This window comes from Thauera sp. WH-1, from assembly GCF_047806685.1.
GTDB lineage: Bacteria > Pseudomonadota > Gammaproteobacteria > Burkholderiales > Rhodocyclaceae > Thauera.
On record NZ_JBLQGP010000007.1, the window covers coordinates 164,934 to 190,465 of the forward strand.

The 25,532-nt window shown below is 67.2% G+C and carries 21 protein-coding genes; 9 read left to right on the plus strand and 12 right to left on the minus strand.

The genetic code is table 11. From position 1 onward, the window contains the following. Positions 1–26: 26 nt before the first annotated feature. Positions 27–1,529: a methyl-accepting chemotaxis protein gene (locus tag ACMV5O_RS09550; protein WP_416163229.1), complete on the plus strand. Its 1,503-nt coding sequence runs from the start codon at positions 27–29 to the stop codon at positions 1,527–1,529. A gap of 59 nt (positions 1,530–1,588) precedes the next feature. Next, entirely contained in the window at positions 1,589–2,146 is a 558-nt protein-coding gene (locus tag ACMV5O_RS09555; RefSeq protein ID WP_416163230.1) for a glutathione peroxidase, read from the plus strand. Between the two features lie 10 nt (positions 2,147–2,156). Here the strand turns inward: ACMV5O_RS09555 and ACMV5O_RS09560 are convergent, their stop codons facing one another. Next, positions 2,157–3,968, minus strand: coding sequence for an SLC13 family permease (locus tag ACMV5O_RS09560; protein WP_416163231.1), 1,812 nt, complete (start codon positions 3,966–3,968; stop codon positions 2,157–2,159). A 247-nt stretch (positions 3,969–4,215) separates the two neighbouring features. Here ACMV5O_RS09560 and gorA point away from each other — a divergent pair, with 247 nt between their 5' ends. Both gorA and ACMV5O_RS09570 read left to right on the plus strand, forming a co-directional pair. Then, positions 4,216–5,556 carry a glutathione-disulfide reductase gene (gene gorA, locus ACMV5O_RS09565; protein WP_416163232.1) on the plus strand — a complete coding sequence of 447 codons (1,341 nt, stop codon included), beginning with the start codon at positions 4,216–4,218 and terminating at the stop codon, positions 5,554–5,556. A gap of 13 nt (positions 5,557–5,569) precedes the next feature. Further along, positions 5,570–5,779, plus strand: coding sequence for a hypothetical protein (locus ACMV5O_RS09570; RefSeq protein ID WP_416163233.1), 210 nt, complete (start codon positions 5,570–5,572; stop codon positions 5,777–5,779). Here ACMV5O_RS09570 and ACMV5O_RS09575 read toward each other — a convergent pair. Next, the gene (locus ACMV5O_RS09575) at positions 5,776–6,105 is read right to left on the minus strand and encodes a DUF2249 domain-containing protein (RefSeq protein ID WP_416163234.1); all 330 of its coding nucleotides are present in this window, start codon (positions 6,103–6,105) and stop codon (positions 5,776–5,778) included. The genes ACMV5O_RS09570 and ACMV5O_RS09575 overlap by 4 nt on opposite strands. A gap of 192 nt (positions 6,106–6,297) precedes the next feature. On the opposite strand from ACMV5O_RS09575, the gene ACMV5O_RS09580 reads away from it, so the two are divergent. From ACMV5O_RS09580 to ACMV5O_RS09595, 4 genes are all read left to right on the plus strand, one after another. Beyond that, the gene (locus ACMV5O_RS09580) at positions 6,298–6,969 is read left to right on the plus strand and encodes a LemA family protein (protein WP_416163235.1); all 672 of its coding nucleotides are present in this window, start codon (positions 6,298–6,300) and stop codon (positions 6,967–6,969) included. Positions 6,970–6,974: 5 nt separating this feature from the next. Continuing rightward, entirely contained in the window at positions 6,975–7,982 is a 1,008-nt protein-coding gene (locus ACMV5O_RS09585) for a TPM domain-containing protein (RefSeq protein ID WP_416163236.1), read from the plus strand. Beyond that, on the plus strand, positions 7,983–8,537 hold the full coding sequence (locus tag ACMV5O_RS09590) for a TPM domain-containing protein (protein ID WP_416163237.1): 555 nt from the start codon (positions 7,983–7,985) through the stop codon (positions 8,535–8,537). Positions 8,538–8,764: 227 nt separating this feature from the next. Further along, positions 8,765–9,271 carry a phasin family protein gene (locus tag ACMV5O_RS09595; RefSeq protein WP_416163238.1) on the plus strand — a complete coding sequence of 169 codons (507 nt, stop codon included), beginning with the start codon at positions 8,765–8,767 and terminating at the stop codon, positions 9,269–9,271. Positions 9,272–9,349: 78 nt separating this feature from the next. Here the strand turns inward: ACMV5O_RS09595 and moaE are convergent, their stop codons facing one another. From moaE to ACMV5O_RS09620, 5 genes are read right to left on the minus strand one after another with little or no spacing between them, the layout of a single operon-like run. Further along, complete coding sequence (moaE, locus tag ACMV5O_RS09600; protein WP_416163239.1) at positions 9,350–9,883, minus strand: molybdopterin synthase catalytic subunit MoaE; 534 nt, start codon at positions 9,881–9,883, stop codon at positions 9,350–9,352. A gap of 3 nt (positions 9,884–9,886) precedes the next feature. Then, complete coding sequence (gene moaD, locus ACMV5O_RS09605) at positions 9,887–10,147, minus strand: molybdopterin converting factor subunit 1 (protein WP_416163259.1); 261 nt, start codon at positions 10,145–10,147, stop codon at positions 9,887–9,889. Between the two features lie 32 nt (positions 10,148–10,179). Next, the gene (gene glp / locus ACMV5O_RS09610; RefSeq protein WP_416163240.1) at positions 10,180–11,385 is read right to left on the minus strand and encodes a gephyrin-like molybdotransferase Glp; all 1,206 of its coding nucleotides are present in this window, start codon (positions 11,383–11,385) and stop codon (positions 10,180–10,182) included. Then, entirely contained in the window at positions 11,382–11,879 is a 498-nt protein-coding gene (gene mobB / locus ACMV5O_RS09615) for a molybdopterin-guanine dinucleotide biosynthesis protein B (protein WP_416163241.1), read from the minus strand. The genes glp and mobB overlap by 4 nt, the downstream gene beginning before the upstream one ends. 57 nt (positions 11,880–11,936) lie before the next feature. Next, a complete protein-coding gene (locus tag ACMV5O_RS09620) occupies positions 11,937–13,898 on the minus strand; it encodes an ATP-dependent DNA helicase (RefSeq protein ID WP_416163242.1) in 1,962 nt (653 codons plus the stop codon). A 189-nt stretch (positions 13,899–14,087) separates the two neighbouring features. Here ACMV5O_RS09620 and ACMV5O_RS09625 point away from each other — a divergent pair, with 189 nt between their 5' ends. Beyond that, entirely contained in the window at positions 14,088–16,115 is a 2,028-nt protein-coding gene (locus ACMV5O_RS09625) for a PhoX family protein (RefSeq protein WP_416163243.1), read from the plus strand. A gap of 112 nt (positions 16,116–16,227) precedes the next feature. Here ACMV5O_RS09625 and ACMV5O_RS09630 read toward each other — a convergent pair whose 3' ends face one another. The 5 genes from ACMV5O_RS09630 to ACMV5O_RS09650 all read right to left on the minus strand — a co-directional run bounded on the left by ACMV5O_RS09630 (position 16,228) and on the right by ACMV5O_RS09650 (position 25,430). After that, positions 16,228–18,474 (minus strand): mechanosensitive ion channel domain-containing protein, encoded by a 2,247-nt coding sequence (locus ACMV5O_RS09630; protein WP_416163244.1) that lies wholly within the window; start codon positions 18,472–18,474, stop codon positions 16,228–16,230. 167 nt (positions 18,475–18,641) lie between these two features. Beyond that, positions 18,642–19,760, minus strand: a complete 1,119-nt coding sequence (gene zapE, locus ACMV5O_RS09635) for a cell division protein ZapE (protein ID WP_416163245.1) — start codon at positions 19,758–19,760, stop codon at positions 18,642–18,644. Positions 19,761–19,850: 90 nt separating this feature from the next. After that, a complete protein-coding gene (gene lpdA, locus ACMV5O_RS09640; RefSeq protein ID WP_416163246.1) occupies positions 19,851–21,275 on the minus strand; it encodes a dihydrolipoyl dehydrogenase in 1,425 nt (474 codons plus the stop codon). Positions 21,276–21,363: 88 nt separating this feature from the next. Further along, positions 21,364–22,554: a 2-oxoglutarate dehydrogenase complex dihydrolipoyllysine-residue succinyltransferase gene (odhB, locus tag ACMV5O_RS09645; protein ID WP_416163247.1), complete on the minus strand. Its 1,191-nt coding sequence runs from the start codon at positions 22,552–22,554 to the stop codon at positions 21,364–21,366. A gap of 23 nt (positions 22,555–22,577) precedes the next feature. After that, entirely contained in the window at positions 22,578–25,430 is a 2,853-nt protein-coding gene (locus ACMV5O_RS09650; RefSeq protein WP_416163248.1) for a 2-oxoglutarate dehydrogenase E1 component, read from the minus strand. Positions 25,431–25,532: the final 102 nt, after the last annotated feature.

Sequence of the window (25,532 nt, forward strand, 5' to 3'; positions counted from 1 at the left end):
CACACGACCCAATCCAGGAAATCCTCATGTCCACGCACTCCGACTCTCCCGACGTCCTGCACAGCTTTCGTGCTGCCGCCGACCGTCTGATGCTCGCCTTCCTCGGCGCGCATTTCCTCCTGACGCTGGGCATCGCCGCCTACACCGACAGCTGGCTGGTCGGCATCGCCGTCGGCCTGCCCGCCTTGCTGGTGCCGAGCGCACTGGCTTCGCTCGCCCCTGGCTCATTGCTGTCGCGGTGCGCGATCGCGGCGGCCTTCATGGTGTTCTCCGCGCTGACGATCCAGCAGTTCGGCGGCGTGATCGAGGCTCACTTCGGAATCTTCGTGCTGCTCGCCTTCCTGCTCTACTACCGCGACTGGCGCCCCATCCTGCTCGCCGCCCTGCTGATCGCGGTCCATCACCTTGCATTCAACACCCTGCAGGCCCTCAACTGGGGCGTCTATGTGTTCGACAGCGGTCCGTCGCTGATGCGGGTGTTCGGGCACGCGGCCTACGTCGTGGTGCAGGCCAGCATGCTGATGTACATGGCACTGCGCCTGGAGCGCGAGGCCATCGAGGCCGCGCGGGTCGGCGAGTTCGCGGTACGGATCGGCGAAGGCGACCTGCGCCCGCTCGACAAGCATGCGAGCGACTCCAGCCTGCTGCGTTCGGTCATCGACATGCAGGGCAAGCTGGCCGCCACGCTCGAGCGCTTCAACCGCGAGGCGCAGGCGGTCGCCAGCAGCGCGCAGGCGCTCGATCATCATTCGGGCGTCGCCGCCGAACGCATGCGCCAGCAGCGCGGCGCCACCAGCGACATCTCGGCCTCGGTCGACGCCCTCACCAACGAGATGGCCCGCCTCGCGAGCGATGCCGAGCAGGCGCGCACCCTGGCCGCCGAGTCGGGGGCCTCGGCGCGCAACGGCGCCGGCATCGTACAGGCGGCAATCGACCAGATCACGGGCATCGCCGGCACCATCCAGCATTCGGCCGACAGTGTCGAGGAACTGGGCAACCAGTCCGACCGCGTCGCCGAAGTCGTCGGCCTGATCAAGGACATCGCTGGCCAGACCAATCTGCTCGCCCTCAATGCCGCCATCGAGGCCGCGCGGGCCGGCGAACAGGGCCGCGGCTTCGCGGTCGTCGCCGACGAGGTGCGCAAGCTCGCCGAACGCACCGCGGCCGCGACCGAGGAGATCGCCAGCATGATCGACGACATCCAGGCGAGCAAGGCGCAGGCGCTGGCCAACATCGAGTCGGCCGTCGAGCGCGTCGGCAAGGGCACCGAGCTCGCCGCCGAGGCGGGTGCATCGATCGGGCGCATCACCGAAGACGCGAGCCGTGTCGAGCAGGTATTTGGGGCGATCGCGGCCAGTCTCGGTGAGCAGAGCATCGCTGCGCGACACATTGCGGCGGCGGTCGACTCGGTGGCCGGCCTCGCCGACGAGACCGAGGCTGCGGCAAGTTTCGTCGCCGGCGAGGTGGACACCCTCGAGCATGCCGCGCGCGAACTGTCACAGACGGTGGGCAGCTTCCGCATCGCCTGAGCGGGCGAACCGGCAGCACAGGCCGTGGTCTATCTGGCACCCCAACCGGAGATGAAACCATGCTGCACGAGACCTTCCGCCGCCTGTTTCTGCCTGCCGCCATGGCGGCGCTGTGCGCCCCCGCGCTTGCCGATCAGGAGGCGTCAGCCAGTCCGATGTTCGGCCATGAAATGCGGCGCCTGCATTCGGACGAGGTGGTCGATCTGGCCGCGCGCTTCGGCGGGCAAGCGGTGCTCGTCGTCAATACCGCAAGCCATTGCGGCTTCACCGGCCAGTTCCGAGAGCTCGAGGCGGTGCACCAGAGATTCAAGGACAGAGGACTGAAGGTGGCGGGCTTCCCGTCCGACGACTTCCGCCAGGAGGCGGACGACGAGGCCGAGACGGCCGAAGTCTGCTTCACCAACTTCGGCGTCAGCTTCGACATGTTCGCGCCGATCTCGGTGACCGGCGACAAGGCCCATCCGCTGTTCCGCGAGATCGCGCGCCAGTCCTCGGCACCGCGCTGGAATTTCCACAAGTACGTGATCGACCGCAACGGCCGCGTCGTCGCGTCCTTCCCGAGCCGGGTGAAGCCCGACGCCCCGGAAGTGCTGAAAGCCATCGAGCAGGCGCTGTGAGCGCTCGCGCTCACAGCGCGCGCAGCGGCCAGAACAGCGGAATCAGCACGCTGGTCGTGGCCCACACGATGAGGTTCATCGGGATGCCGAGGCGGGCAAAGTCGGCGAAGCGGTAGTTGCCCGCGCTGTAGACCAGCGTATTGGTCTGGTAGCCGATCGGGGTGGCGAAGCTCGCGCTCGCGGCGAACATCACCCCCACCACGAAGGGGCGCGGATCCACCCCCAGGTGCTGGGCAACGCCGATGACCACCGGCGTAAACAGCACCGCCACCGCGTTGTTGCTGATGAACTCGGTGGCGATCGAGGTCATCAGGATCACCAGCGAGAGCATCATCCACGGCGACAGTCCCTCCCCGACCGTCACCAGGCTGCCCGCCAGCAGGGCCGCGAGCCCCGAGTCACGCATCGCGATGCTGATCGCGAGCATGCCGAAGATGAGCACGATGATCGGCCACTCCACGGCCTTGTAGGCCTCATCGGCGCGGATGCAGCCGGTGATCAGCACCACCGCCGCGCCGATGATGGCCAGCCCCTCGATCGGCATTACGTTGAAGGCCGCCAGCAGCATCACGCCGGCGATGGTGGCGAGCGCGACCGGTGCCTTGGTGCTGCGGGTGGCGCTGACCTTGCCGTCGGTGATCGCGAACAGGTCGCCGTTGTCGCAGAAGCGCTTGATCTGCGTCGGCGTGCCTTCGACCAGCAACACGTCGCCAAACTGGAGCTGGAAGTCGTCGCCCACATCCGGGATCGAGGCATTGCGGCGATGCACGGCGATGAGATGGATGCCATAGCGCGCCGCGAGGTCCAGGTCGCGGATCGGGCGCTGCACGTAGCGCGAGGTCTGCCCGACCAGGGCTTCGACGATCACCACGTCGCGCCGGCGCAGGGTCTCGAGGTCATGCGGGTCGGCCGCCGGCGGACTGTGCACGCGGAGTCCGACGAGGTCGGTGCTGCGCAGGTCCACCATCGCGCTACTGCGCGTATGCACGATCAGGCGGTCGCCCACCTCGAGGCGGGTCTCCGGCGCCGGCGCCGACAGCTCGTCCTCGCCACGGAACAGCTTCAGCACCTTGATGACACCGTTCGACAGCCGCGCCTCCTTGAGCGTGCGACCGGCCAGGCGCGAGTTCTCGGGCACGAACAGCTCGGTCATGAACAGCCGGTCACTGCTGCCGCTGAACTGCTGGGTCAGGGTCTCGCGCACGGGCAGGAAGCGCTGCGCGAAAACGGCCATGAAGGCGCAGCCGATCAAGGCCATCACCAGCGCCGGCGCGGAGATCTCGAACATCGAGAAGGGCGCCAGCCCCATGTCGCGGGCAACGCCGTCGACCAGGATGTTGGTCGAGGTGCCGACCATGGTGACCATGCCGCCGAGGATGGTGGCGTAGGACAGGGGAATCAGCAGGCGCGAGGGCGCCACCGCGAAGCGTCCGGCCATGGCGATCACGGCCGGAATCATCACCATCACCACCGGCGTGTTGTTGATGAAGGGCGACACCGTCACCCCGACCAGCAGCATTGCAATGAGAAGGCGGCGCTCGCTGTGGCCGGCGAGATTGCCGATCCATTCTCCGAGTCGATCCACGCAGCCGGTGCGCCCGAGCGCGCCGCTGATGATGAACAGGCAGACGATGGTGATCGGCGCGCTGTTGCTGAACACGCTCAGCACCTTCGCGGGCGTGAGCAGGCCGAGCGCCAGCAGCAGCGCGACCGCCGCAATGACGGCGACGTCGGGCTTGACCCATTCGCGCACGAAAGTGACGAACAGACCGATCAACACGACGCCGACGATCAGTGCATGAACACTTTCGGGAAGGGGCATGATTCGGTGTTGCGGTGCAGAATTCAGATCGCAGCACCTTAACCGAGGCCTTAAAGATCTCAAAAGAATATAAAGTTATCTTTTTATTCTCTTTGACCAGGATGGTGACAAGGCCGTGCGAGCCCCTCGCCCGCCGCCGCCAAATCACGCCCCCAGACCGGCGCAGCCGGGCGAAAATGCGGCCGTTGGCGAACCCCTGCCCGGCGAGGGGATCTGCTTCACGGACGCAACAGGATCGGAGTGAGCAATGAAGAACTACGACTACATCGCCATCGGCGGCGGCAGCGGCGGCGTGGCGACGGCACGGCGTGCGGCGGAATACGGCGCCCGCGCGCTGGTGGTGGAGGCGGGCCGACTCGGCGGCACCTGCGTCAATGTGGGCTGCGTGCCCAAGAAGGTGATGTGGTACGCTGCGGGCATCGCGCAGACCCTGCGCGACGCGCCCGGCTACGGTTTCAGCATGGGGGAGGTGCATTTCGACTGGAACACCCTGAAGGCGCACCGTGATGCCTACATCACGCGACTGAACGGCATCTACGCCAGCATGCTCGACAAGGCCGGCGTCGATGTCGTGCGCGGCTTTGCCCGCTTCGTGGACCCCCGCACGATCGAGGTCGACGGCGAGCGCTTCAGCGCCCCGCACATCGTCATTGCCACCGGCGGCAGGCCGCTGGTGCCCGACATCCCGGGCGCCGAACTGGGCATCGACTCGGACGGCTTCTTTGCGCTCGAACAGCAGCCCCGCCGCGTCGCCGTGGTCGGTGCGGGCTACATCGCGGTCGAACTGGCCGGCGTGTTCAACGGCCTGGGCAGCGAGGTCAGCATGCTCGTGCGCGGGCCCCATCTGCTGCGGCCGTTCGACGCCATGCTGCGCGACGAGCTGATGGCACAGATGCAGGAGGACGGCGTGCGCCTGCACTTCGGCACCCAGTTACGGGGTGTCAGCCGCCAGGCCGACGGCACGCTCCGCCTCGATTGCGGCGATGGCGGTATGCTGGAGGTGGACGCACTCGTGTGGGCGACCGGCCGCCGGGCGAACACCGGCGCGCTCCGACTGGAGGCGGCCGGTCTCGCCGCTGACGACAAGGGCGTGATCGCCACCGATGCCTTCCAGAACACCACCGTGCCCGGCATCTACGCCATCGGCGACATCACTGGCCGTGCCGAGCTGACCCCGGTGGCCATCGCCGCCGGGCGGCGGCTGGCGGCCCGACTGTTTCTGAACCAGCCTGACAGCCGGCTCGACTACGACACCATTCCGACGGTCATCTTCAGCCATCCGCCGATCGGCACCGTGGGACTGACCGAGGACGAGGCCCGCAGCCGGCTCGCGGACGTCAAGGTGTACACGACGCGCTTCACCGGCATGTATCACGCCCTCACCGAACATCGGCCGAAGACCGCGATGAAGCTGGTGTGTGCCGGCCCCGAGGAGCGCATCGTCGGCGCCCACGTCATCGGCGACGGCGCCGACGAGATGCTGCAGGGCTTTGCGGTGGCGGTGAAGATGGGGGCGCGCAAGGCGGATTTCGACGACACGATCGCGATCCACCCGACCAGTGCGGAAGAATTCGTGACGATGCGCTGAGGGAGAACGCGCGATGCCGATGAGCTACGAACAGCACCTCGACGAGGTCGCCACCCTGCTCTACGAGCGCTACGACCAGAGTGAGGAGGCGGCCATCAAGCTGGTGATGGCCGCCCAGGCCGACGACTTCTTCAGCGGGCACGACGACGATCCGTCGATCTGCACGCTGGAGCGCGCGCAGGCCGATGCGCGCGCGATCTTCCGCAAGTACCGCAAGCCTTAGCTGCTCGAGCAGCCGCAGCCGTGGCCGCCACCGCCGCAGCTACCCGTTGCCGCCGCTGCGGCCGGAATGCCGGCTGCAGCGGGCGCGCCGAGCTGGATGGTGAAATCGATGACGATGTTGCCCGGCTCGCGGGCGACGTAGTTGATGCCGACCTGGTTGCCATAGCGCTGCTGGATCTGGCCCAGCAGAGGCACGGGGTCGTGGTCATTGACGAAACGCATGACCTCGCCGTCCTCCAGGGACTCGAGGGCGCCGAAGATCGCCGCATGGCGGAAGCGCTTGGCGACGCCACGCGCATCGAAGGGGTGAACATCATTCTGGAACATCGTGATCTCTTCCATCGGTTGGGATCCGGACATGACCTGCGGCCGGACTCGCAGCGAGGTGAATCCTATTCAGGCCGGAATGCGCCCGCCTTGAGGAAAAACAAGAATTCGGGCTCGGCCGCCAGGCCCCGTGACGGTCGCGCACTGGTACAGTTCGACGACGCCAGCATCAACAGACCAGGGAGTCACACCATGCTTGCCGCCACCACGCCCGCACGTTCAACGACGCCCCCCGCAAAGCGCAACACCGGCGCGCGTCACTTCAGCGCCGTTGCCGTGCTCAGCGCCAGCCTGCTGCTGGGCGGCTGCGGCTACAACGATTTCCAGCGCCTGGATGAACAGACCAAGTCCAGCTGGGCCGAGGTCCTGAACCAGTACCAGCGCCGCGCGGACCTGATCCCGAACCTGGTGGAGACGGTCAAGGGCGAGGCGAACTTCGAGCAGGAGACCCTGACCCGGGTGATCGAGGCACGCTCGCGTGCGACCGCGATACAGCTCACCCCCGAGATGCTCGATGATCCGCTGGCGATGGAGCGCTTCCAGCAAGCTCAGGGCCAGCTCGGCAGCGCCTTGTCGCGCCTGCTCGCGGTGTCGGAGAACTACCCCAACCTGCGCGCCAACCAGGGCTTTCAGGACCTTCGCGTGCAGCTCGAAGGCACCGAGAACCGGGTCACCGTGGCCCGCAACCGCTACATCGAGTCGGTGCAGGCCTACAACGTGCTCGCGCGCAGCTTTCCCACCAACCTGACCGCGATGGTGTTCGGCTACAGGCCGAAGGCGGGCTTCACGGTCGCCAACGAGGCCGACATCGCTGCGCCGCCCCGCGTGGACTTCGGCGGCCAGGGCAGCGGCGGCGCGCGCTGACCGCGGTGAGCGCGCTGTCCGCAGGCCTCACGGTGGCGCTGCTGCCCGCCTCGCCTGCTGCGCCCCACCCTGCCGGCGTGCCGGCACCCTTGACCGCGGCGCGGCGGCGCAGCGCCGGCTGGCATCGGCTGCTGGCGCTGTTGCTGCTGCCCGCACTGGCGCTGCTGGTCCAGGCGGCGGCCCTGGCGCAGAACCTGCAGCCGGTGCCCGAACTGCAGGCGCGGGTGATCGACCGCAGCGCGACCCTGGATCCGAGCCAGCTGCGCGCACTCGAGGGCAAGCTCGCCGCCTTCGAGGCCGAACGCGGCAGCCAGATCGTCGTCCTGCTGCTGCCGACCACCGCCCCCGAGGACATCGCGGCCTATGCGTGGCGCGTGGCCGACACCTGGAAGATCGGCCGCTCCGAGATCGGCGACGGCATCCTGCTCATCGTCGCCAAGGACGACCGCAAGGTGCGCATCGAGGTCGCACGTGCCCTCGAAGGCGCCGTCCCCGACCTCGCGGCCTACCGCATCATCGATCGCCTGATCACCCCAGCCTTTCGCACCGGCGACTTTGCCGGCGGGCTCGATGCCGGTGTCGAAGGCCTGATGGCCCTCATCCGCGGCGAGGAGCTGCCGCTGCCTGCCCGCCAGGACACCGGCGGCGATTTCGCCTTCGAGGATCTGGCCGCCTTCCTCTTCGTCGCCGTTCCAGTGCTGGGTTCCATCCTGATCGGCGTGCTCGGCCGCAAACTCGGCGCCATCGCCACCGGCGGCGCCATCGGCGTGGTGGCCAAGCTCATCACCGGTAGTCTCGTGCTGGCGGGCATCGCCGGCGTCATCGCCGCGGTGTTTGCGCTGGTGCTCGCCACCGGTGCCGGCGGCCGTGGCGGCGGTAGCGGGGGCTTTCATCGCGGCAGCGGCCCGGTGATCTGGGGCGGTGGCCGGGGCGGCGGCGGGCGCGGCGGCGGAGGCTTTCGCTCGGGCGGTGGCGGCAGTTTCGGTGGCGGCGGCGCCTCGGGGGGCTGGTAGATGAGCGTCCTGAGCCTGGAAGCCCTGAGCCGCCTCGCCCGCCACCTCTGGCTGGACGCCGACGACGCCTTCCGCGCACTCGGCGAAGACGGCCTCGATCGCCTCGAACAACGTGTGAGCGCGAGCGAGCGACGCCACAGCGGACAGATCTGCCTGTGCGTCGAGGCCAGCCTGCCGCTGCGCTACCTGTGGCGCAACCTGCGTCACGGCGAAGCGATCGGCGACATCGTTCGCGACCGCGCAATCACCGTGTTTGGCAAGCAGCGCGTGTGGGATACCGAATACAACAATGGGGTGCTGATCTACGTTCAGCTTGCCGAGCACCTGATCGAGATCGTCGCCGACCGCGGCCTCGCGCGCCACGTCGATGCGGCGCACTGGCACGCCATCGTCGAGCCGCTCGGCGCCGCCTGCCGGGGCGGGCGACTGGAGTCCGGGCTCGAGGCGGCGATCGACGCCGTGGGCCACGAACTCGAGACCTGGTTCCCGCTGCACGCGGCCGATGCCCCCGGCGACCCTGACCGGAATCTTGACAACCGCGCCCGCATCCGCTGACGCCCCCCGCCATCGGCGCATTGTTTCCGCGACGCAACACGGGCGCCCTGTTTCGCGTCTTTGTCTTTGCCCGAAACCGATGCCGCGGCGCGCCTGTGCTATTGTCGCGACTGAGGCGCAGGGATAGGGCGCGGCCGGCCGGTCGCATTGGAGATCGGCACGGCATTGCGCAATGGACGCCTCGCCACCTTCTAATCAATCCAATGTCGCGCGAGTGGAGATTGCTTATGGCTACCAAACAAGACCAGTTCAACGAACTTCAGAAGAAGAACCTCGAGGCCGCCATGCGTCTGGCCCAGATGTCGATCGAGAACTCGCAGCGCATCATGGAAATCCAGGTCAATACCGCCAAGCGCCTGTTCGAGGAAGGCGTCGAGAACGCCAAGGCGCTGTCGACCGTCAAGGACCCGAAAGGCATGATGGAACTGCGTGCGCAGTACGCGCAGAGCACGACCGAGAAGATGCTCGCGTGTGCCCGTGAGATCGCCGAGATCTCCGCCACCACGCAGGCCGAGTTCGGCAAGCTCGTGGGCGAGCAGCTCACCAGCGGCAGCACCGACATGTTCGAGGCGATGCAGAAGATGTTCAAGGGCATGCCGATCTCGGACCAGAACGCCCTCGGCGCGATGCAGACGGCGATGGACACGACCCGCGCCGCCTTCGAGCAGATGACCCGCGCCTCGACCGAAGCCTTCCAGGCCTTCACCCAGCAGGGCAGCAAGGGCCGCAAGTAAGCAGCCCGTCTCGGGCCACGCCCGATCTGCAAGAACGGCGCCGCAAGGCGCCGTTTTCGTCACTGGCTGCGCGCGGCCTCAGCGTCGCTGCTCGACCTCGTCCCAGCTCTCGACGATGCCCTTGTCCGTGCCGAGGGCGCCCTGCTCCGCTCCCTCCCAACGCGCCGCGGCCGAGTCATCGGCCTCGCGTGCATCGACCCAGCGCGCACCCTGCGGCGTCTCCTCCCGCTTCCAGAATGGCGCACGCGTCTTGAGGTAGTCCATGATGAATTCGCAGGCCGCGAATGCATCACCGCGGTGGGCACTCGCGATGCCGACGAACACGATGCGGTCGGCCGGCTCGAGCCGGCCGTAGCGATGAATGACGCGGGCGCCCAGCACCGACCAGCGACGACGCGCGTCGGCAACGATGTCCTCGAGGGCGCGCTCGGTCATGCCCGGATAATGCTCCAGCGTCATCGCCGACACGCCGCTGCCGTCGTTGACGTCGCGCACCAGACCGACAAAGCTGGCCACCGCACCGACATCACGCCGCCCCTCGCCAAGGCCCGCGATCTCGGCACCGACATCGAAGTCTTCCTCCTGAACGCTCACTTCATTGCGCGCGCTCATGCTTCAGCCTCCGGTCACCGGCGGGAAGAAGGCCACTTCGTCGCCGGCCGCGATCGCGGCCTCGAGGCCCGCCATGCGCTGATTCACCGCCGCCCGCAGGTTGCGGCCACCCGCCATCGCCTGCCAGGCCTCGCCGCGTGCGGCCAGGTGGGCGCGCAACGCACCGACCGTATCGACGCCGGCGGGCAGGGCCAGCTCCTCGCCAGACGCGCCGAGGGCTTCGCGCAGGCTGGCAAAATACAGAATCTTCACCTTCATCGTCATGGTCATCGTCTCGCTCGTCCGTGAGGACTCGTTCAATGCAGCAGCTCGCCGTAGGGCAGGAAGCGGACCGGCTCGCCGCGGGCGATCGCAGTGGCGGCCGGAATATCGACCAGGCCGTTGGCCCACACCGTGGAGTTGAGGGCGGCCGAGCCCTGGTTGGCGAAGAGCTCGACGCCCCCCTGCGCATTCATGCGCGCGCGCAGGAATTCGCGGCGGCGGTCGGGTTTCGGCCAGTCGAAATCGGCCCGCAGCATCAGCGCCGTCGGCGCCACCTCGCGCACACCCTGGGTCGCGAGCAGGAAGGGACGCACCATCATCAGGAAGGTCACGAAGCTCGACACCGGGTTGCCGGGCAGCCCGATGAAGGCCGCGCCATGCACGTTGCCGTAGGCCAGCGGCTTGCCCGGCTTCATCGCGATCTTCCACATGTCGAGGCTGCCTTCGGCCTCGACCGCGGGCTTGACATGATCCTCCTCGCCTACCGACACGCCGCCACTGGTGAGGATCAGGTCGTGTCCCTGCGCGGCGCGGCGCAGGACCTCGCGGGTGGCGTCGAGGCGGTCGGGCACGATGCCGAAGTCCTCGATCTCGCAGCCCAGCTCGGCGAGCAGGCCGCGCAGCATGAAGCGGTTGGAGTTGTAGATGGCGCCCGGCGGCAGTGGCTCGCCCGGCATCACGAGTTCGGACCCGGTGGAGAACATCGCCACCTTCACCCTCCTCAAGACCGGCAGCTGCGCCAGACCGATCGATGCTGCCAGCGCCACCGCCTGCGGGCTCAGGCGGATGCCGGCCGGCAGCACCAGTTCGCCCACCGCCATGTCCTCGCCCCTGCGCCGCACGGCTTCACCGACCTGGGGGATGGTGTTGACGATGACGTGCTCGCCATCATGCTCGCACAGCTCCTGCATCACCACGGCGTCGGCACCCGGCGGCAGCGCTGCGCCGGTGAAGATGCGGGCGGCGGTGCCCGGGGCGAGCTCGTACCCCACGCTGCCGGCCGGGATGCGCTGGCTCACCGGCAACCGGGTGCCGGCCGCCGGCACGTCTGCGGCACGCAGCGCGTAGCCGTCCATGCCGGAGTTGTCCATTGGCGGCTGGTTGATCGAGGCGTGCTGGGCGACGGCGAGGACGCGGCCGGTGGCGAACATCGCGTCCACCTGCTCGATCTCGCGCACCGGGCGGACGAAGCCGAGCAGCTTCTCGTAGGCCTCATCGAAGGAGAGCATGTTGGCGTTCATTGAATCTTCAAGTAGTCGAGGATGAACTCGGCGACGCGCGCCGGCTCGTTGAGGGGCAGGCGCGGCAGCGGACAGTCGATGCCGGCATCATCGGTGGCGACCGCGACCACGTGCGGGTTCTCCGGCCACAGCGGCGGCTTGCCGTGCGTCGGACGGTGGATCTCGACCTTGGGCACGGCGGCGGCCTTGTAACCTTCGATCAGCACCAGGTCGCAGGGTTCGAGCAGGCGCAACTGCGCCTCCAGCGTCGGCTCGGGCGCGCCGCGCAGCTCGTGCATCAGCACCCAGCGCTCGTTGGACAGCATCAGGACCTGGGTGGCGCCGGCCTCGCGGTGGCGCCAGGAGTCCTTGCCGGGTTTGTCGAGATCGAAACCGTGGTGGGCGTGCTTGATCACCGACACTCGCAGACCGCGCCCGGTGAACTCGGGAATGAGCTTTTCCACCAGGGTGGTCTTGCCGGAGCCGGACCAGCCGGCGAAGCCGAAAACGTTCATCGAGAAGCCGCGGTCGGGGTCGGGTTGCGTGACCCGAGAGGATACAACAGACGGGCCTCAGTCGCCCTGTCGCGGCGGCGGCAGCCGCTCGAGGAAGGCCACCGCGTCGGCCTCCATCCGGGTGCGCCGCATCGGCGGCAGGCTGCGCCACACGACCTTGCCGTAGGACTTTTCGATCATGCGCGGATCGCACACGCACAGCACGCCACGATCGCGCTCGGTGCGGATGAGGCGCCCCGCGCCCTGTTTCATGTTGATCACCGTGCGGGGCAGCTGGTGATGGACGAAGGGGCTCAGGCCCTGCTTCTGCATGTGTTCGACGCGTGCGGCCAGCACCGGGTCGTCAGGGGGTGCGAAGGGCAGCTTGTCGATGACGACCAGCGACAGTGCATCGCCCGGCACGTCCACGCCTTCCCAGAAGCTCTGACTCGCCACCAACACCGCATTGCCAAGGCGCCGAAAGCGTTCGAGCAGTTCGGTACGCGAGCCCTCGCCCTGCAGCAGCACCGGCAGCGTGTCGCCGCCCTGCTGGAGGCCCTCGAGGATGAGCTCGTGGATGCGGCGCATCGCGCGCAGGGAGGTGCACAGCACGAAGGCGCGGCCGCGCGCGGCGCGGATCAACGGTAGCGCGACGCGGGCGACGCGCTCGGTGTAGTCGGGCGCGTTGGGCTCGGGCATGCCGGCAGGCGCGTACAGCAGCGCCTGCTCGGCGTAATCGAAGGGACTGCCCCACACCGCGGTGAGCGGCGGCGGATCCATCCACGCCAGGCCCAGCTCGCGGCAATAGTGGCCGAAATCGGCCTTGCCCACGGCCAGCGTGGCGGAAGTGAACACCCAAGCGCGCGGGTGCCCCTCGAGCTGGCGCTTGAATACGTCCGACACATGCAGCGGGGTCGCGTTGAGTGCCAGCGACTGGGTGAAGACCTCCACCCAGCGAATCAGCTCCTTCGCTTCCGGGTTGCGCCAGTTCGCCAATCGTTCGGCCATCTCCTCGCTGCGGCGCAGGCAGCTGGCCAGCCCTTCGGAGCGCTCGGCCTGGGTGTCGAGCACGGCCTGGAAGTCGGCCAGCGCCTTCTCGAGCGCCTCGACCATGGCGTCGAAGCCCTCGCGCTCGGCAGCCTGGGCGGCGGACAGGCGCGCCGGCTCGGTGCCGAACACCAGGCGCAGGTCGCGCGCGGCTTTTTCCAGGTTGCGCGTCTGATCGATCATCGCCACGCAGTCGCGCGCCGCGGCCACGGTCTCGGAGCGCGTGTCGCGCGCCAGCTCCAGGACCTGGGCGGTGGATACGCTGTCGCCGAAGAACAGGCTCGCGGTCTCCGGCAACTGGTGCGCCTCGTCGAAGATCACCGCGTTGCAGGCCGGCAGCAGCTCGCCCATGCCCTCGTCACGCAGCATCACGTCGGCGAAGAACAGGTGGTGATTGACCACCACCACGTCGGCCTCCATCGCGTTGCGCCGCGCCTGCATCACGAAGCATTCGTCCTTGTGCGGACAGTCCTGGCCGAGGCAGTTGTCCCGCGTCGAGGTGGCGGCGATCCAGGCCAGCGAGTCCTCGCGCACGTCGGTGCATTCGGCCTTGTCGCCCGTCTGTGTGAGCTTGGCAAAGCGGCCAATGGCGCGCAGATCGGCGGCATCCTGCGCGGTCAGGAAGCGACCGTCGCGGGCATTGCGCTCGAGGTGGTAATGGCAGACGTAGTTGGCGCGCCCCTTGAGCAACGCGATCGACACCGGCACCTTGAGCGCTGCACGCACGGTGGGCAGGTCGCGGTTGAAGAGCTGGTCCTGCAAGGTCTTGGTGCCGGTGGAGATGATGACCTTGCCACCGCCCAGCAGCGCCGGCACCAGGTAGGCGAAGGTCTTGCCGGTGCCGGTGCCGGCCTCGGCCACCAGCACCCGGTTGTCGCGCAACGCCTCGGCGATCTTCTGCGCCATCTCGATCTGCTGCGGACGGGCGCGAAAACCGGGGATCGCGGCGGCGAGCGGGCCGTCGGCGGCGAAGATCGGGGTGGGGTCGGACATCGACACTGAAGGCACTTTGAAACCCGGGAGTATAGCGCCCGCCGCCCAGACCGCCGCACACCGGCGATCATTCCTTTGTCCTGAACTTTCAGGCGCCTGCGAGACATCTTCATATCACGGTCACGGGACTGAAATAGGCACTCGCGAGAATCCGGCTTCCTTTCAGCAACCCGATCCGTGGAGCCCGCAATGAGTCAGTTCGACCTCGACGACCTGCCCAGCAACCTTTCCGACAACGAGCACTTTCAGAACGTCGTGGAGCGCGTGGTGTCGCGCCGCGGCTTCCTGAAGAGCGGTCTCGGTCTCGGTGTCGCCGCCTTCCTCGCGGCGCCGCTCGCCGCGCAGGCCGCCCAGAAAGCGCATCAGCACATGGGCGCCGGCTATGGCAACAATGGGCCGCGCAAGACGCCGAAGATCGGCTTTGCCCCGGTGGCGGCCTCGCGTGGCGACGCCATCGTCGTTCCGCCGGGCTACAGCGCGCAGATCTTCGCGGCCTGGGGCGATGCGCTGTTCGCCGACTCGCCGCGGTGGAAGCCGGATGGCAGCAACAGCGGCGCCGATCAGGCCCGCCAGATCGGCGACAACCATGACGGCATGCACTTCTTCCCGATTCACGGCAAGTCGAGCAAGGAAGGCCTGCTGGTGATGAACCACGAGTACACCAACTACGAGTACCTGTTCGGTGCCGAGTTCATGGAACCGTGGACGGCCGACAAGGTGTTGAAGGCCCAGAACGCCCACGGCGCCGCGGTCATCCACATCCGCCAGCACCGCAACAGGTGGGAGATCGTCCTCAATTCGAAGTACAACCGCCGCATCACCGGCAACACGCCGATGCGGATCAGCGGCCCGGCCGCCGGCCATGCGCTGATGCGGACCAAGGCCGACCCCACCGGCACCCGTGTGCTCGGCACGCTGAACAACTGCGCCAACGGCTTCACGCCCTGGGGCACCTATCTCACCTGTGAAGAGAACTTCAACGGCTACTTCGGCACCACCAGCGGGGTGGATGGACGCGACGCGTCGATGCGCCGCTACGGCATCAGCGCGCGCGGCACGAGCTACCGCTGGGAAGAGTTCGACGAGCGCTTCGACTACGCGAAGGAGCCCAACGAGTCGAACCGCTTCGGCTGGGTGGTGGAGATCGACCCCTTCGACCCGACCTCGATGCCGGTCAAGCGCACCGCGCTCGGTCGCTTCAAGCACGAGAACTGTGCCTACGCCTTCACCGCCGACCGCCGCATCGTGGTGTACATGGGCGACGACCAGGTCAACGACTACATCTACAAGTTCGTCTCCGACGGCCGCTTCGTGCCGGGCAAGGACGCCGCCAACCGCCGCCTGCTCGATAGCGGCAAGCTCTATGTGGCCAAGTTCGACAACGGCGCCACGGCGGGCGACTTCATTGGTACCGGCGAGTGGGTGCTGCTCGACAAGCAGGCCAACCCGGTGTTGGCCGCAAACCCGAGCTTCGCCGACCAGGCCGCGGTGCTGATCAAGACCCGCCAGGCCGCCGACGCCGTGGGCGCGACCAAGATGGACCGCCCGGAATGGATCGCCGTTCATCCGGCGACCAACGAGGTCTATTGCGCGCTCACCAACAACAGCGGCCGCAGTGCCGCCCAGGTCGACGACGCCAACCCGCGTGCAGCGAACCGTTTCGGACAGATCGTGCGCTGGCGCGAGGCCGGCAATGACGCCGCCGCGATGCGCTTCGAGTGGGACCTGTTCGTGATTGCCGGCAACCCGAACGTGTATGCGCCGGGCGACCTCAACGCCGGCTCGTCGGCCATCAACAGCGCCAACACCTTCAACAGCCCCGATGGCATCGGCTTCGACGCCGACGGTCGCCTGTGGATCCAGACCGACGGCAACTTCAGCGACACCGGGGTCTATGCCGGCCAGGGCAACAACCAGATGCTGTGCGCCAACCCGGAAACCGGTGAGATCCGCCGCTTCCTGGTCGGCCCGGCAGGCTGCGAAATCACCGGCCTGACCTTCACCCCGGACGGCAAGACGATGTTCATCAACGTCCAGCACCCGGGCGAGGTGGGCAGCCATCCCAACCGCCCCACGCCGCCGGCCGGGGTATCGATGGATGACTTCATCGCCGCCAACCCGCTCGCTTTCAGCCGCTGGCCGGATGCCGCCGGTGGCCGCCCGCGCTCGGCGACCGTCGTCATCACCAAGAACGACGGCGGCGTGATCGGCACCTGAGCCCGGCGACATGCGGCGCGGCCTGCGCGTTCCCGTTGGGGGTCCGCGCAGGCCGCGCCGGCCGTGAAACCACCGAGCCTGCCCCTGCCTCCCGGCCGCGGCAGGCTCGGTTTCATCGCGCGGTGCTCAGGTCCATCGGCACCTCGCCCGCCCGCGCCTGCGCCACCTTGCCGCCACCGGCGTCGAGCAGCCTCAGGTTCGCCGGCGGCGCACTTCCCTGTTTGTCCTCACCGAAGTAGAGCGTCATGTGGGGGAACGGGATCTCGATACCGGCTGCGTCGAAGTGACGCTTGACCAGGCGGTTGTAGGCACGGCCGATCGGGAACTGAGACCCGGCGATGGTCTTGATGCGCACGCGCAGGTTCACCGAGCTGTCGGCAAGCGCCGTCACGCCATGGACCTCGAGCTCCCTGCTGAGGATCTGGCCCTGATAGGCCGGATCCTGCAGCAGTTCGTCGAATGCGGCGCGCAGGTGCACAATCGCCTCGTCCGTGTCCTCACGATAGCCAATGCCGTACTCGCCGACGTGATAGCCGAAATCGCGGTTGAAGTTCGCCACGGTATCGACCGAGGAAAAGGGCATCAGGTGATAGGTGCCTGACAGATCGCGCAAGCCGAGCGAACGGATCGTCAGGCGTTCGACCGTACCGGTGACGCCCCCCGCGCTCACCACGTCACCGACGTTGATCGCGCGTTCGAGCTGGATGAAGACACCGGTGATGACGTCCTGCACCAGCTTCTGGGCGCCAAAGCCGATCGCCAGACCGAGCACGCCGGCACCCGCGAGCAGCGGCGCGATGTTGATGCCGATCTCGGCCAGCACGACCATCACCGTGACCACCAGGAGCGCGATCGCCACCGCATTGCGGAAGATGGTCAGCAAGGTACGCGCCCGCGCATTGGCCTCGCCGCCACCATCCGGGCTCAACCTGAACTCGATCCAGCTCGCGACCACCAGCCAGACCGCCAGCGCGAGGACGATGATCAGGGTTACCGACAGCGCACGCCCAACCAGCTCGGTGCCGGTATCGGACGTCAGCCACGCACCGAGATCGAACACCGTCCACGCATCCACGATGACGGCGACGACGACGGCAAGGATGGTGAAGCGGGCGATCTTGAGCGCCGTCGGCACGTAGGCGTTGAGCCGTTCCTCGAGCAGGGGAAACTTTGCGCGCAGTTCGTCACCGACCTGGATCCGGCGCAGGATCACCGTGGTCAGCAACGCGGCGAGCGCAATGCCGATCACCACCGCCACCAGCGTCTGCACGGTGGCGGCGACCATGAAGGGTAGCGCCTGCTCCGGGTACAGGATCGCCGTCACCAGGATCGCGGCCAGATAGACGATCGCAATGATGTGCCAGATGCGACCGCCGATGCCGAGACTGACCCGCGCAAAGGGCGACTGCATGCGCGCGGCAAGGGACTCGAAGCCCGCGCGCACCCGGTTACGATTCTGCATCACGATCACCGCCGCCTTGAGCAGGGCGGTGAGCAGGATCAGGATCCCCGCCGCGCGGCCGAGCTCCGGGCTCAGGTAATGGTTGATCGCCGGCACCAGCAGCAGCAAGCCGTAGCCGACGAACAGCACCAGGCGTGACGACCACAGGTACCAGTAGGCGGCCTCCTCGCCGCCAAGGGGCAGCAGACGCAGGTGCTCGCCGTGTCGCGCCAGCACGAGGCGCAGCAGCGCACGTACCGACTCGACGAGCAGGAAGGCGTTCAGGAACAGGGAGTCCTGCATGCGGATCACGCCGAGCTCGCCGAATGCGAACAGGGCGATGCCGTAGCCGGCCAGCCAGGTGAGCGCAATCGTCGCCAGATCACTCGCCCCGGCCGCCAGTACGGCGACGAGGCGGCGCAGCCAGACAAGTGCGAAGCTTTCGCCACCGGTGGCGACGCGGTCGAGGGCGCGATGAATGAAGCGCGCGCCCAAGGACAGCATGCGGTAGATGAAAAGCGTCGCGATGATGAGCGCCGCGAACTCGCCGATGTCCCACAACAGGCTGCCGGGGTCGGCTGCCGCCAGCCGCCTCCAGGATTCGCCCAGGGCACTGAAGGCGGACGAGGTCTCGTGCACCGTGCCCTGAGCGATCAGTTGGGTGAACGCGGCAATGCGTCCGCCCAGGGTCTCGGAAGGCGGCTCAGGGGCGAGGGAGGCGGCGGCCTCCTCTTCCCCGAACTGCCGCAATTGCTCGATCAACGCGGCGCGCGCGGCGTCGTCCTCGAGGAGATCGGCAAGACGCTGATGCCCACTGCGATCGGGGTTCGACTCGGCCGCCAGGGCCGCTGTCGGCGCCAGCGCGAGCAGGGTCAGGGCAAGGACGAAAGACAGAATGGCCGTGATCTTGTTCTTCAAACAGGGCTCCTTGTTGTCGGTCGGGGGCGATGCGCCCGCAGGCAGGATGGAGCAGCCGTACCTCAGTCATGCCAGTCCAGTCGCGCACCTGCAGGAAGGCCGGGATTCATATTTGCGCAATTGTAACATGCCTCCAGCAACCCCCTGCCGCCCCGCCCGGAGCCTCGCTAGTCGGTGCGGTGAGCCTGCGCCAGATAGTCCCGTGTGCGCATCTCGATCAGGCGGCTGACCGTGCGCACGAACTCGTGGGCGTTCTGTCCTTCGGTGTAGAGCTCGTAGGCCGGCACTTCGGCGCTCATGATGAGCTTCACCCTGAAGTCATAGAGCACGTCGATCAGCCAGGTGAAGCGCCTGGCCTCGGCCGCGTTGCCCACCAGCATCCTGGGCACGTTCGACAGGATGAGCGTGTGGTGCTCGCGCGCGATCTCGAGGTAATCGTTCTGCGAGCGGGCACCGCGGCACAAGGTGTCGAAGTCGAACCAGATCACGCCGAGCGCCTTGCGGATCACCGGCAGGCGGCGCTCGAGCACCACGATCTCGCCACCCTCGCCCTCGCCCTCGCCACCGGCGAGACGGACGAAATCGTCCCTCAGCTTGCGCTCGGCCACGGCATCGTGCGGCACGAGATAGATCTCGAGCGTTTCCAGCGTGCGAAGCCGATAGTCCGTGCCGTCATCGACCTCGATGACGTCGAAGCGCTTCTTCATGAACTCGATCGTGGGCAGGAAGTTCACCCGCATCAAGCCGTTCGGATAGAGCCCGTCGGGCGGGTAGTTCGAGGTCATCACGAAGATCACCCCGCGCGCGAACAAGGCCTCGAGCAGGCGGCCGAGGATCATCGCATCGGCGATGTCCGACACATGGAACTCATCGAAGCACAGCAGTCGCGATTCGGCCGCGATGCGATCGGCCACCTTCTGCAAGGGGTCGGGTTCGTGATTGTGCAGCCTGAGGTCGTTCTGCACCTCCTGCATGAAGGCGTGAAAATGGACACGACGCTTGCGCTGGTAGGGCACGGCATCGAAGAAGCAGTCCATCAGGAAGCTCTTGCCCCGCCCGACCCCGCCCCAGAAATAGACGCTGCGTGGCATCGCCGGGCGCGCGAACATCTTGCGCAGCCTGGTCCGGCGGGCGGCCTTGAACGCGACGAGTTCGGTATAGAGCTTCTGCAGGCGGCTGGCAGCGGCACGCTGGGCGGGATCGGACGAGTAGCCGCGGGCCTTGAGTTCGGCCTCGTAGGCCTCGAGCATGCCGTGCTCGGCCACGTTCAGGATGCGATGGGGCATGGTGGGTGTTTCGAACGAGGTGGACGGAAAAGGGGTGAGTGGCGAGGGAAGCCCCCTCGCACCTCACCCCGGGCACTGCGTCGATAGCGATCAGAAGTGCAGCGGGCGCTTGTCGCAGGCCAGTGCGGCTTCATGCACCACTTCCGACAGCGTCGGATGGGCATGGCAGATGCGCGCCAGGTCTTCGGAGCAGCCGGCGAACTCCATCGCCACCACCGCTTCGGAGATCAGCTCCGAGGCATTGGCGCCGATGATGTGCACGCCGAGGATGCGATCGGTCGCGGCATCGGCCAGCATCTTGACGAAGCCGGTCGGGTCGCCCATGCCGAGCGCGCGACCGTTGGCGAGGAAGGGGATCTTGCCGACCTTGTAGGCCACGCCCGCCGCCTTCAGCTGCTGCTCGGTCTTGCCGACCCAGGCGATCTCGGGGCTGGTGTAGATCACCCACGGCACGGTGTCGAAGTTGCAGTGGCCGGCCTGGCCGGCCATCAGCTCGGCGACCATCACCGCCTCTTCCATCGCCTTGTGCGCCAGCATCGGGCCGCGCACCACATCGCCCACCGCCCACACGCCGGGCAGGTTGGTGCGGCAGTGTTCGTCGACTTCGATCATGCCGCGCTCGGTGATCTTGAGGTCGACGGCATCCGGGTTGAGTCCTTCGGTGTTGGGCACGCGGCCCACCGACACGATCAGGCGATCGGCCTCGAGCTTTTGCTCCGCCCCGTCCTTGTCCTTGTAGTTGATGGTGACGCCCTTCTTGCCGACCTTGACCTCACCGATCTGCACGCCGAGGGTGATCTTGAGACCCTGCTTGGTGAAGACCTTGAGCGCTTCCTTGGCGACGTCCTGGTCGGCCGCGGCGAGGAAGTCGGGCATGGCTTCGAGCACGGTCACGTCGGCACCCAGGCGACGCCACACCGAGCCCATCTCCAGGCCGATGACGCCGGCGCCGATCACGGCGAGCTTCTTCGGCACCGCATCGAGGTCGAGCGCGCCGACGTTGTCGCACACGATCTTGTTGTCGACCGGGATGCCCGGCAGGTGACGCGGGGATGACCCCGTGGCGATGATGACCTGCTTGGCAACGACGAGCTCGTCGCCCACATTCACATGCCAGCCAGCGTCGCCCTTGCCGACGAAGGCACCGTGGCCGTTCAGCAAGGTGACCTTGTTCTTCTTGAACAAGCCCTTGATGCCGCCGGTGAGCTGGTCGACGATGCCGCTCTTGCGCGCGATCATCTTGGCCACGTCGATTTTGGGCGTGCCGACGCCGATGCCCTGGCTCTCGAAGCTGTGGCCGGCTTCCTCGAACAGGTGCGAGGTGTGCAGCAGCGCCTTGGAGGGGATGCAGCCCACGTTCAGGCAGGTGCCGCCGAGGCGCGGCTCGCCCTTGGGGTCGGCATAGGGGTTGGATTCGCAGCACGCGGTCTTGAAGCCGAGTTGCGCAGCGCGGATGGCGGCGACATAGCCGCCGGGGCCGCCACCGATGACGAGGACGTCGAATTCTTTGGCCATTATTCTCTCCCTACAGGAAAACGGGGCGCTGCCCCGCCGCGCGGGCCTTGAGACCCAGTGCGGCGTGACGCGCCCTCGTGCGTTGTGATCAGACGTCGAGGATCAGGCGAGCCGGATCTTCCAGCGCTTCCTTCATCGTCACCAGGCCGAGCACCGCCTCGCGACCATCGATGATGCGGTGGTCGTAGGACATGGCCAGGTAGTTGATCGGGCGGATCACGATCTGGCCGTTCTCGACCACCGGGCGATCCTTGGTGGCGTGGATGCCCAGAATGGCCGACTGCGGCGGGTTGATGATCGGCGTCGACATCATCGAGCCGAACACGCCACCGTTGGAGATCGAGAAGGTGCCGCCCGACAGGTCGTCGAGCGACAGCTTGCCGTCCTTGGCCTTCTGGCCGAACTCGGCGATCTTCAGTTCGATCTCGGCGATCGACATCGACTCGGCATTGCGCAGGATCGGCACCACCAGGCCGCGCGGCGAACCGACCGCGATACCGATGTCGATGTAGCCGTGGTAGACGATGTCGTTGCCGTCGACGGAGGCGTTCAGGATCGGGAACTTCTTCAGCGCGGCCACGGCGGCCTTGACGAAGAAGCCCATGAAGCCCAGACGCACGCCGTGGGCCTTCTCGAACTTGTCGCCGTACTGCTTGCGCAGGGCCATCACCGGCGCCATGTTGACCTCGTTGAAGGTGGTCAGGATGGCGTTCTCGTTCTTCGACTGGATCAGGCGCTCGGCGATCCGCGCACGCAGGCGAGTCATCGGCACGCGCTCCTCCGGGCGGTCGCCGACGGCGGCGATCACGGCCGGGGCGGGCGCAGCGGCGGCAGCCTTGGGCTGGGCGGCGACGGCGTCTTCCTTGGTCACGCGGCCACCACGGCCGCTGCCGGCGACATCGGCGGCCGCGATGCCCTTCTCGTCGAGGATCTTGCGCGCGGCCGGGCTGGCTGCGCCCGCAGCCGACGCCGGGCTGGCCGGCGGCGGGGTCACCGCCTGCACCGGCGCGGCGGCCGGCGCTGCGGCGCCCGCCGCCTTGGCCTCGGTATCGATCTGGGCGATCAGCTCACCCGAGGTCACGGTGTCACCGTTCTGCTTGATGATCTTCACCAGCACGCCATCGGCCGGTGCCGGCGTCTCGAGCACGACCTTGTCGGTCTCGATGTCGATCAGGTTCTCGTCACGCGAGACGGCATCGCCCTCCTTCTTGTGCCAGGACACGAGCGTCGCCTCGGACACGGACTCCGAAAGCTGCGGTACTTTGACTTCGATCAGCATGAATGTTTCTCCCTAGGTTCTTGTCAGTTCGGGGACTGCGGCGTCGTGTCCTGGATCGGACCGAAAGCGTTTTCGATGACTTCTTTCTGCTGCTGGTTGTGCTTGGCGTAGTAGCCGACAGCCGGCGAGGCCGCCGCCGGGCGGCTGACCAGAAGCAGCTTGCGCTTGGTGCCGAGCACGTTGACCAGGTGCTGGCGCGAGGCGAGCCAGTACCACGCACCCTGGTTGCGCGGCTCCTCCTGGCACCAGACCACTTCCTTGGCGTTGGGGAACTGCTCGATCGCCTTCGCGAACGCATCCGCCGGGAAGGGGTAGAGCTGCTCCACGCGCACCAGGGCGGTGTCGGTGATCTTGTTCTCGCGCCGGTGCGCCAGCAGTTCGTAGTAGATCTTGCCCTGGCACAGCACCACCCGCTTGACCTTCTTCGGGTCCAGCTTCTCGACTTCGGGGATCACGGTCTGGAAGCGGCCATTGGCCAGCTCCTCGATGGACGAGATCGCCTCCTTGTGGCGCAGCAGCGACTTCGGCGTGATGATGATCAGCGGCTTGCGCAGGCGGCGCACCATCTGGCGCCGCAGCAGGTGGAAGATCTGCGCCGGCGTGGTCGGCACGCAGATCTGCCAGTTGTGTTCGGCCGCCATGTTCATGAAGCGCTCGGGCCGCGCCGAGGAGTGCTCCGGCCCCTGCCCTTCGTAGCCGTGCGGCAGCATCATCACCAGGCCAGACAGGCGGCCCCACTTGGCCTCGCCCGAGCTGATGAACTGGTCGATCACCACCTGGGCGCCGTTGACGAAGTCGCCGAACTGCGCCTCCCACACGACGAGCTCGTTGGGCTCGGCGGTGGAGTAGCCGTACTCGAAGGCGAGCAGCGCTTCCTCGGACAGCACCGAGTCGTAGCACTGGAACGGCGCCTGGCCGTCCTGGATGTGCTCGAGCGGCTTGTAGGTGCCCTCGTCCCAGCGCTCGCGCTTCTGGTCGTGCAGCGCGGCGTGGCGGTGGAAGAAGGTGCCGCGGTTGACGTCCTCGCCCGAGATGCGCACGCCATAGCCCTGAGCGACCAGGCTCGCATAGGCCAGGTTCTCGCCCATGCCCCAGTCGAGCGGCAGCTCGCCGCGCGCCATCGCGGCACGATCGTCGATGATCTTCTTGACGCGCGAGTGCAGCGAGAAGCCCTCCGGCACCGTGCTCAGACGCTCGCCCAGGCGCTTGACTTCCTGCGCCGGGATGGCGGTCTCGGCCTCGTCCGTGTACGGCTGCTTGAGGTAAGGGGTCCAGTCGACCGCATGCTGGCGGTTGTGGCCCGAGAGCACCGGGTTGTACAGCAGTTCGCCACGGTCGAGGTGCTCGCGGTACTCGGCGATCATCTTCTCGGGCTCGTCGGCGGTGATGCTGCCCTCGGCGACCAGGCGGTCGGCGTAGAGCTTGCGGGTGCCCGGGTGCTTCTGGATGCTGCGATACATCAACGGCTGGGTCACCATCGGCTCGTCCTGCTCGTTGTGGCCGAGCTTGCGGAAGCAGATGATGTCGACCACGACGTCCTTCTTGAACTCCTGGCGGAACTCGATCGCCAGCGCGGTGACGAAGGCCACCGCCTCGGGGTCGTCGCCGTTCACATGGAAGATCGGTGCCTCGACCATCTTGAAGATGTCGGTGCAGTACAGCGAGGAGCGGTAGTCGCGCGGATCGGAGGTCGTGAAGCCGATCTGGTTGTTGATGACGATGTGCATCGTCCCGCCCGTGCCGTAGCCGCGGGTCTGGGAGAAGTTCAGCATCTCCTGGTTGACGCCCTGGCCGGCGACGGCGGCGTCACCGTGGATCAGCACCGGCAGCACTTCGCGCTTGTCGACGTCGCCGCGGCGCACCTGGCGCGCATACACCGAGCCCGCCACCACCGGGTTGATGATCTCGAGGTGCGAGGGGTTGAACGCGAGCGTCAGGTGCATCGGGCCGCCCGGCGTCATGACGTCGCTGGAGAAGCCCATGTGGTACTTGACGTCGCCCGCGGTGAGGTCGGCCGCAGCCTTGCCCTCGAACTCGGAGAACAGCATCGAAGGCGACTTGCCCAGGGTGTTGACCAGCACGTTGAGGCGACCGCGGTGAGCCATGCCGATCACGGTCTCGGCCACGCCCAGGCCACCGGCGACGCGGATGATCTCGTCCATGGCAACGATCGCGGTCTCGCCGCCCTCGAGCGAGAAGCGCTTCTGGCCGACGTACTTGGTGTGCAGGTAGCGCTCGAGCGTCTCGGCCGCGGTGGTGCGCTCGAGGATGCGCTTCTTCATGTCGACGGAGAACTTCGGCGTCCCGCGCACGCTCTCCAGACGACTCTGGATCCAGCGCTTCTGTGCGATGTCCGTCAGGTACATGTACTCGGCGCCGATCGAGCCGCAGTAGGTCTGGCGCAGCGCCTCGAGGATCTCACGCAGGCTGGCGTGATCGGTCGAGAAGCCATGGAAGGAGCCGACGTTGAAGCTCTTCGACAGGTCGGCCTCGGTAAAGCCGTAGTAAGAGGGCTCGAGCTCGGCGATCTGCGGCCGTTCGGTGCGCTTGAGCGGGTCGAGGTTCGCCCAGCGGTTGCCGAGGAAGCGGTAGGCGTTGATCAGCTGCAGCACCGATACCTGCTGCTTGTCTTCGCCACCGGCGGCGACCACGGTACGCACCGGACCACGCTTGGCCATCTGCTCGAAGGCCGCGATGATCGGGCCGTGGGCGACGTCACGCGACGCAGCGCCGACCTGGTTCTGCAGCTTGTCGAAATACTCGCGCCATTCTTCGGACACCGAACCCGGGTCGGCAAGGTAATTTTCGTATTGTTCTTCGATGAACGGCGCGTTGGAGCCGAACAAATGCGAAGTCTGTTCGAGTTGCTTCATCATGATGAAGGCCACCTGTTGTGTTCTGTTGTGATGCGTTCAGCTACTGCGGTATTCGGTAAGGCTCGCGCCTGCTCCGGATGGAAAAACGGGATGACCGCGCAC

Bases quoted from the DNA above. Each gene is read 5' to 3' on its own strand.
- ACMV5O_RS09550 (WP_416163229.1), top strand. From the start codon at position 27: ATGTCCACGCACTCCGACTCTCCCGACGTCCTGCACAGCTTTCGTGCT.
- ACMV5O_RS09555 (WP_416163230.1), top strand. From the start codon at position 1,589: ATGCTGCACGAGACCTTCCGCCGCCTGTTTCTGCCTGCCGCCATGGCG.
- ACMV5O_RS09560 (WP_416163231.1), bottom strand. From the start codon at position 3,968: ATGCCCCTTCCCGAAAGTGTTCATGCACTGATCGTCGGCGTCGTGTTG.
- gorA (WP_416163232.1), top strand. From the start codon at position 4,216: ATGAAGAACTACGACTACATCGCCATCGGCGGCGGCAGCGGCGGCGTG.
- ACMV5O_RS09570 (WP_416163233.1), top strand. From the start codon at position 5,570: ATGCCGATGAGCTACGAACAGCACCTCGACGAGGTCGCCACCCTGCTC.
- ACMV5O_RS09575 (WP_416163234.1), bottom strand. From the start codon at position 6,105: ATGTTCCAGAATGATGTTCACCCCTTCGATGCGCGTGGCGTCGCCAAG.
- ACMV5O_RS09580 (WP_416163235.1), top strand. From the start codon at position 6,298: ATGCTTGCCGCCACCACGCCCGCACGTTCAACGACGCCCCCCGCAAAG.
- ACMV5O_RS09590 (WP_416163237.1), top strand. From the start codon at position 7,983: ATGAGCGTCCTGAGCCTGGAAGCCCTGAGCCGCCTCGCCCGCCACCTC.
- ACMV5O_RS09595 (WP_416163238.1), top strand. From the start codon at position 8,765: ATGGCTACCAAACAAGACCAGTTCAACGAACTTCAGAAGAAGAACCTC.
- moaE (WP_416163239.1), bottom strand. From the start codon at position 9,883: ATGAGCGCGCGCAATGAAGTGAGCGTTCAGGAGGAAGACTTCGATGTC.
- moaD (WP_416163259.1), bottom strand. From the start codon at position 10,147: ATGACGATGAAGGTGAAGATTCTGTATTTTGCCAGCCTGCGCGAAGCC.
- glp (WP_416163240.1), bottom strand. From the start codon at position 11,385: ATGAACGCCAACATGCTCTCCTTCGATGAGGCCTACGAGAAGCTGCTC.
- mobB (WP_416163241.1), bottom strand. From the start codon at position 11,879: ATGAACGTTTTCGGCTTCGCCGGCTGGTCCGGCTCCGGCAAGACCACC.
- ACMV5O_RS09620 (WP_416163242.1), bottom strand. From the start codon at position 13,898: ATGTCCGACCCCACCCCGATCTTCGCCGCCGACGGCCCGCTCGCCGCC.
- ACMV5O_RS09625 (WP_416163243.1), top strand. From the start codon at position 14,088: ATGAGTCAGTTCGACCTCGACGACCTGCCCAGCAACCTTTCCGACAAC.
- zapE (WP_416163245.1), bottom strand. From the start codon at position 19,760: ATGCCCCATCGCATCCTGAACGTGGCCGAGCACGGCATGCTCGAGGCC.
- lpdA (WP_416163246.1), bottom strand. From the start codon at position 21,275: ATGGCCAAAGAATTCGACGTCCTCGTCATCGGTGGCGGCCCCGGCGGC.
- odhB (WP_416163247.1), bottom strand. From the start codon at position 22,554: ATGCTGATCGAAGTCAAAGTACCGCAGCTTTCGGAGTCCGTGTCCGAG.
- ACMV5O_RS09650 (WP_416163248.1), bottom strand. From the start codon at position 25,430: ATGATGAAGCAACTCGAACAGACTTCGCATTTGTTCGGCTCCAACGCG.